Genomic DNA, 6,497 nt, shown 5'->3' with positions numbered 1-6,497 from the left:
GAGGCGGCGCACGAAGGAGCCGCGCTCGGAAGCGAGGCCGACGGCCTCCAGCGCAGCGGCGAGGCGCTGCGCTATTTCTGCCGGAGGCACGCGCAGGTTCTCCGGTCCAAAAGCAATCTCGTCTTCGACGATTCCTTGCACCAGCTGGGCATCCGGGTCCTGAAGCACGACGCCGACAGTGGAGGCGACAGTAGCCAGATCAGCGGTGTCGGGGTCCATCCCGTACACAGTCAGCTCCCCCGTCCGTTCGCCCTCGCCAGAACGGGACAACCCGCCATGAAGTAGCTGGCACAGCGTAGACTTTCCGCTTCCGCTGGCGCCAACAATGGCTACATGCTCGCCCACCGTAATATCCAGTGTCAGACCGTGTAACACTGGCTCGACCTGGTCATCATACCGATAGCCAAAATTCTTCAAGGACACGGCTATTTTACACTCAGAATCGTAATTGTTATGTTCATTCATCCCCAAAATATCCTCTATCCCCATTCTTGAAGGATGCAACCTCGTACACAGTCATGGCTATGATGCACGCGAAGTGCGTCCCAGTTCAAAGCGTTTTAACAGTCCCGTACGATTTAATGCATCGCCCAGCACTTTTGTCAGCAGACCACACAGGATGATACCGCTCAGGATACGTACGACCAATGCAATCGTCAGCACCTTCCACCCCCAATGCATATAGCCAAACATATTCGCTGCCACGATAAACCAGAGCGGAACCATGGCTCCACCCGCCAGCATCAGGGAAACTGCGTTCCAGCGTCGATATCGCAACAAGGCAAATACCAGCTCGGCAACGATCATATAACAGACAGCCGCCGCAATGATAGAAGCAAATCCGTAAGCAGAGCCTATGAAGGACTGTACCACTGCGCCAAATGAATAAGCAATAACCGCCGTACCAGGCTTGCGAATAATATAATAAGCCAGCAAACCGTATATCATGTACAGTCCGACAATAGTTGAAGTTGCGATAGGCCCTCCCAGACTGTTTAACGTTTTGTTAACCATCGACAAATACACAGTCATAACGCCGTTCAACGTTGCCAGCATCGCCATCAATACGATATCCAGCGTCGTAAATTTTGCGAAAATACGAGATTCCTTCATATGTATTTTCATAACTCCTCTCCATAATCTAAATGTTAAAGGTAACAGCCTCGATCCTGTACAAGCTGCTACTGTATAAATGTATTCACCCGCACTCATATTGTCAACCAAAATTTATTTTATAAGTTGACAATATGAACAAAAAAAGAGGCTGCTCTTTATAAGCTCCACCATAAAACAACCGTAGCTATTACAGCAACCAAAGCATATATGTAGCCTAAGCGATCATTATCGAGTTCGCGAAGATAGGTACGGTCCGCATAAGCTCCAAACCCTTTCCCTTCCATAGCCAGCGCCGTCTGCTGGACCCGTCTCACTGCATTCACCAACACTGCAGCCGTATATCCGCTCCAATAGGCTAATCGATTTTTCAGCCCTCGTGGTGGTTTCTGCCCACGAACCTGCCTTGCCGCCATAATTGTTCGTCCCTCTTCTTCCAATAAGGGGAGAAACGTCAACGCCACCGAAATACCGAACGCAAACCGATAAGGAACACGCAAGCGTAAGTTCAAAGCCTGTACAAAATCTCTGGGATCCGTTGTCGAGAGATAGATATAGGATGCCAAAAACAACACAAAAATCCGCAGCGTTAACGCCCCTGCGATATCCAGTCCCTCTGCTGTAATCACAATTGGTCCCCATGACGCCACTGTATGTCCTTCTCGAATCGCTAGAATAGACAGTATAAAATACGGAATACCTAAACCAATCAGGAACGACATAGCCCGAAGTTGGCGTGCTAGGGTCAAACGTGCGCCCAAGCCAGCGACAGCGATCAGTACAGCCAAAAGTGCCGCTTCCTGCAGCGTCGAATCCCATGCCATCGACAGCAGGCTAAAGCATCCCACCCATATTAGCTTACTTAACGGCCCTAGCCTGTGCAGCGGCGACGACCCGCCGTTATACTGAAACAGCATTTCGTTTTGCCTCCAGTCTGAGCCATTCTCCATGCAGTAAAGAATACATCAGCATATCCTTAAAGCCTGTAGATGTATGCTGCACCTGCCGTAACAGTCCTTCCTGTGTCCAGCCCATGGAGGACAGCAAGGCTTGCGAGCCTGTATTGCGTGGGTCCACCAGCGCTTCGATCCGATTCAATCGAATCGTATTATACCCGAATGACAGTACCAAGCGTAGCGCCTCGGTCATGTAACCCTGTCGCCAATAGGGCTTGGCCAACTCATAACCAATTTCGGCTTTATAAGCTCCCTCCGTCTGCCAATAATTAAAACCACAGCTTCCAATCAGCTTCCCGTTCTCCTTCAGCTCTATGCCCCAGCGCAGCGCGTCCTCTGTCTTCGCTAGTTCATTCAACAGCTCAATCATATCCTCTGCATCCTCACGTCCTGACATACCAGAAAGGTTCATATAACGGTGAACCTCCGGGTCAGACCAGCAGGCGAACATCGTAGCCGCATCCCCGCTTTCCATCCTTCGCAGGCGAAGACGCGGGCTTTCCAGCGGTGGTATAAGCCCCTTACATGCATATGCACACATGTTCATCATCCTTCCAGCATCAAAATGACAACAAATATACGCTACATTTAAGCATACACCTCCAACAAACACAACCTTCTTTAAAGCTGAGAAGCTTTTATATATAAAATTAGCCCTCCGCTTCCTAAAATCAGGAATGAAGAGGGCAACTTTTATTTTATGAGATTTTTTTTGCGCTCCTATACTTTTAAGAAGAGGCACGGGAAGTGACATGCGTTGAATTTTTCACGACATCCTTATACAATACGCCCAGCATCGACTGAATTTCCTGTAATTCATCGATCCCCGCGCCGGTAATACTGAACAAATCATCATGCGGTGTCAGAAAGTTTTCCTGCGTCAGGTTTTCAAGCTCCTGCTTGACCTCACGTTCTCCTACGCGGTAACCGCGCTCTTCCAATACAGGTTGAATATCTCTTACCGTCAGATCATTCTGCTGTGCATAGGATAGCATCTGGATACGGATAAACAAGTTTTGAACATCTGCATGCATGGCTATAACTCCTCCCCGGCTTAAGGCCAACAACGTTATACTGTTTTTACCCATTGTAAACAAGCCGGAAACAGATGAGGGACAGCCCTTGTCGAATTACTCTCTATATTCCTTAAATTCCAGTTCATAAAATTGGCCTTTCGAATTAAAGGAACCGATTAGAGAAGGAGATCCACTTTTCGTAAAATGCACGACAGCCGTCAACTTGGGATCCAGTGTCGCTTTATAGCCAGTCAGGTCAACCTTCAAAAGCTCCTTGGAATGCCCGGCTGCATTTTTCAGCAGTTGAGCCTCGCTGTATGATTTCATTTTTTTGAATGCTTCTTTATAATTAGCAGCGGAATCCTGCAATTCATATGCCGCAACCTTGGTTACTTTGTTCGTACCCTTTTCGACATTCACAAACACCGGATTCGCTCCAGTTCCAAACATCAGGTTATATAAGGTCTTTCCATTCGCAGTGATCAACTGGGTTGGTTCAACCAGCGTCCCCTGCTTTACGCCCTCCAGACCAGCGAAGACACCGCTTGCCGCCTTCAGTGCATTTTCATCAATCTCCTGCTTGGCAAGCAGCTTTATTGTGCGCAGCACTTTACCCTCCCGCAGAATAATAATGTTATTATCGATTTTGGTATATAAATCTATTGCACCTTTAGGATACTCCGGGCTTTTATCCACTGTAATATTTACTCTTTCCGGTGTCTTACTTGCTTCCGGTTCCTGGAGAACGCTTTTCAATGCAGCTTGAAGTTGCTGTTTGTAGCTATCCTTGAGTTCCCCCCAGGATTGATCCACATATATACGTTCTAATTCACCCGTCTTGGTAACCATGACTTGACTGTGTTCAACACCTTTTATACTAAAATCCCAACCGCTCTCGTTACCCATACTCCATTTCTTTGCCCCGCTAAACGTATAGATTTTGCCTGTCACTGCTTTTATATACTCTTGCGCCTTTTGCACAATTTTAGCATCCACTTCCTTTAGGGATGATGCTCCTGTTGCAGCTTGTGCAGGTTGGGTATTGTTCGTTGAAGCTCCATATACTGCCGACACAGGAACAGCGGTCAGAATCAAACTCGCCACCACCGCTGAGGTGAGTGTGTAATATACCTTTTTCATAATAGACAACTCCTTTTCTCTTCCCAAAATTATTCTGTACAGAGATTAGAGTACGGGGATTACCAAAAGGTTACAGAGGATTTTCCACTTGACTGAATGTATACAATCGTTATATCTTAAATTAATTAACCAATGGTAAAAGCGACTTGCATAATTACCTATTTTGGGATATACATGCAACAGATAATGCAAAAATCATTGTTAGGAGCGTGGACTCTACATGTTTCAAGCTATCCCCTACGAAGGCACACGTCAGGAACAATTCGAATCCGTTCTCGGACAACTCCGGGCACTTGTTCACGATGAATCCAATACCATTGCCAATCTAGCAAACGCTTCTGCGTTACTAGGTCATTTTCTGCCGGATATTAATTGGAGCGGCTTCTATCTTTACGATGGTACCGAGCTTGTACTCGGTCCTTTTCAGGGCTTACCCGCATGTATACGGATTCCACTGGGACGCGGTGTATGCGGTACCGCAGCAGCAGAACGGCGAACGCTTGTTGTAGATGATGTGCATGCATTTCCAGGACATATCGCCTGTGACGCTGCTTCCAATAGCGAAATCGTTATCCCTCTGATCAAGAACGATGAACTGATTGGAGTGCTAGACATTGACAGCCCGCTAAAAGGCCGCTTTGACCACGAAGATCGTGTATTCCTAGAGGAATTTACGTCTATTCTGGTGTCTAGCCTGTAACCAAAATTGTGCATATATATGGTCTTCCTTCGCCACAATATATGAGGGTCCTAAAACCTAAAACTATCCGGCGAAGGAGATTGATGATCAATGTACAACAACATGGCTCCACAGCAACAACTTCATCAATGTGAACAAATTATGCAGCAATTGGTACAGCAAACACAGCAAGGAACTGCCATGTATCAGCAGTTGCTGCAACAGGAGCAACAAAATGCATCCAGTCTTGAAGACCTGGTGCAACGTGAACGTAATGCAGCTCAAATGATCCAAACCGCAATCCAGCACCACCAACAAGCTATGCAGCAATACCAACAAGTCATTCAATTGTGTGGTCAGTTGGAAAACACCATCCGCTCCAGCAGCCAAATGACTCAGCCCGGATTTGGCGATAACTACGCCTCCCGCAGTACACAACCGTCCTCCTTTGGTACGGGAAGCCACATGAGTCCTAGCTTTCCACAACACATGGGTACAACTGGGCAGCAGTATGCAAGCAATGGTAACATGCAGCAGTACAGAAACAGCAATCAACAAGGTATGAGAGCGACACACAGCAGCATGTAAAGCAGCTTTACACACAAAAAGGGTGAACATCAGGCCATCGGAATGGGCTTGTTGTTCATCCCTTTTGTCGTACCTCTTACAACCTTTTTTCACCAGCTGTTGTTAGTTTAATTCCCGTTCAGCCAGCACCTTCATCCCGTCTCGCAAATACTCAGCCAGTCCGGAGCGATAGCCTTCATACATTTTTCTGAAATCCTCATGCTCCACATACAAGTCCCCCAGCCCGCTATAAATTTCTGCTGTAGGTGTATAGAATCGGCTCACCCATTGGAGATGGCGACGGATCAGCGCCTGCACTTCTTTACTGTTATGCTTCAATCCCTTATTCATGGCTTCAGCCAACTGCTGATGGATCTGATCTGCCTCTGCCTGCGAATCCAAATAATCCTCTTTGCTCCAGTTTGTCGTCGCCCTCTTGCTCTCCTGGATCTTCTCCTCGACCTCTTGACCATAACGTTCCGTCAGATCAAGTTCATACATTTCCTGCTTTTCCGGGTTAAACCCTTGGTACATATGCTCCGGTTTCATCGTTTGTTCTCCTTTCAAATGAGCCACCATTTCATCGATGGTCTGTAGGAGAGTATGCAAGCGGAAGACTTTGTTTTGCACCTTGATTCTATGCGCCTGCAAAACCTCGGCCTTTTTTTCCTTTGTTCGCTCCAGCAAACTGGCAATTTCAGATAAAGGTAATTCCAGTTCCCTGTATAACATGATTTGCTGGAGCCTCAACAGTTGTTCCTGTTCATAATAGCGATACCCATTATCCCCGACATGATGTGGTTTTAGTAATCCGATTTCATCATAATAATGCAAAGTTCGTACGCTAATTCCGGACAGACCGGATACTTCCTTCACCGTATAAGCCATCCCGCTTCACCTCCCTTGTTACACAGTCTATAGTCTCACGTGGCGTGAGAGTCAACTCCCCCATTTTCCCCACCTTGGTACTACACTTTTACCCTATAAACGCATTATGAACCGCCACTTGCCAAACCATTTTTCATA

The 6,497-nt window shown here is 47.0% G+C and carries 9 protein-coding genes; 2 read left to right on the top strand and 7 right to left on the bottom strand.

Translation table 11 applies throughout. The features are described from left to right. From AC6EJC_RS13910 to AC6EJC_RS13885, 6 genes are all read right to left on the bottom strand, one after another. On the bottom strand, nt 1-465 hold a 465-nt coding region (locus tag AC6EJC_RS13910), incomplete at its 3' end, for an ATP-binding cassette domain-containing protein (RefSeq protein ID WP_444954465.1). A gap of 57 nt (nt 466-522) precedes the next feature. Then, complete coding sequence (locus AC6EJC_RS13905) at nt 523-1,113, bottom strand: ECF transporter S component (protein ID WP_444954479.1); 591 nt, start codon at nt 1,111-1,113, stop codon at nt 523-525. A 158-nt stretch (nt 1,114-1,271) separates the two neighbouring features. Beyond that, nucleotides 1,272-2,030, bottom strand: a complete 759-nt coding sequence (locus tag AC6EJC_RS13900; RefSeq protein WP_444954464.1) for an energy-coupling factor transporter transmembrane component T family protein — start codon at nt 2,028-2,030, stop codon at nt 1,272-1,274. Further along, on the bottom strand, nt 2,014-2,610 hold the full coding sequence (locus tag AC6EJC_RS13895) for a GNAT family N-acetyltransferase (protein WP_444954463.1): 597 nt from the start codon (nt 2,608-2,610) through the stop codon (nt 2,014-2,016). The genes AC6EJC_RS13900 and AC6EJC_RS13895 overlap by 17 nt, the downstream gene beginning before the upstream one ends. 187 nt (nt 2,611-2,797) lie before the next feature. Next, entirely contained in the window at nt 2,798-3,103 is a 306-nt protein-coding gene (locus AC6EJC_RS13890; RefSeq protein WP_444954462.1) for a hypothetical protein, read from the bottom strand. Nucleotides 3,104-3,199: 96 nt separating this feature from the next. Further along, complete coding sequence (locus AC6EJC_RS13885) at nt 3,200-4,225, bottom strand: hypothetical protein (protein WP_444954461.1); 1,026 nt, start codon at nt 4,223-4,225, stop codon at nt 3,200-3,202. Nucleotides 4,226-4,445: 220 nt separating this feature from the next. Between AC6EJC_RS13885 and AC6EJC_RS13880 the strand changes: the two genes are divergently transcribed. Then, nucleotides 4,446-4,925 carry a free L-methionine (R)-S-oxide reductase MsrC gene (locus tag AC6EJC_RS13880; RefSeq protein ID WP_444954460.1) on the top strand — a complete coding sequence of 160 codons (480 nt, stop codon included), beginning with the start codon at nt 4,446-4,448 and terminating at the stop codon, nt 4,923-4,925. A gap of 90 nt (nt 4,926-5,015) precedes the next feature. Then, entirely contained in the window at nt 5,016-5,492 is a 477-nt protein-coding gene (locus AC6EJC_RS13875) for a hypothetical protein (protein ID WP_444954459.1), read from the top strand. Between the two features lie 102 nt (nt 5,493-5,594). On the opposite strand, the gene AC6EJC_RS13870 is transcribed toward AC6EJC_RS13875, so the two are convergent. Further along, entirely contained in the window at nt 5,595-6,359 is a 765-nt protein-coding gene (locus AC6EJC_RS13870) for a MerR family transcriptional regulator (RefSeq protein ID WP_444954458.1), read from the bottom strand. Between the last annotated feature and the right edge of the window lie 138 nt (nt 6,360-6,497).

The sequence above is a fragment of the Paenibacillus sp. TY11 genome (assembly GCF_059772165.1).
Note: the sequence above shows the minus strand (reverse complement) of the source record. Positions and strands in the feature narration are given on the sequence as shown.

Coding starts and splice junctions, on each gene's coding strand:
- AC6EJC_RS13905 (WP_444954479.1), bottom strand. CDS start 1,113: ATGAAGGAATCTCGTATTTTCGCAAAATTTACGACGCTGGATATCGTA.
- AC6EJC_RS13900 (WP_444954464.1), bottom strand. CDS start 2,030: ATGCTGTTTCAGTATAACGGCGGGTCGTCGCCGCTGCACAGGCTAGGG.
- AC6EJC_RS13895 (WP_444954463.1), bottom strand. CDS start 2,610: ATGTGTGCATATGCATGTAAGGGGCTTATACCACCGCTGGAAAGCCCG.
- AC6EJC_RS13890 (WP_444954462.1), bottom strand. CDS start 3,103: ATGCATGCAGATGTTCAAAACTTGTTTATCCGTATCCAGATGCTATCC.
- AC6EJC_RS13885 (WP_444954461.1), bottom strand. CDS start 4,225: ATGAAAAAGGTATATTACACACTCACCTCAGCGGTGGTGGCGAGTTTG.
- AC6EJC_RS13880 (WP_444954460.1), top strand. CDS start 4,446: ATGTTTCAAGCTATCCCCTACGAAGGCACACGTCAGGAACAATTCGAA.
- AC6EJC_RS13875 (WP_444954459.1), top strand. CDS start 5,016: ATGTACAACAACATGGCTCCACAGCAACAACTTCATCAATGTGAACAA.
- AC6EJC_RS13870 (WP_444954458.1), bottom strand. CDS start 6,359: ATGGCTTATACGGTGAAGGAAGTATCCGGTCTGTCCGGAATTAGCGTA.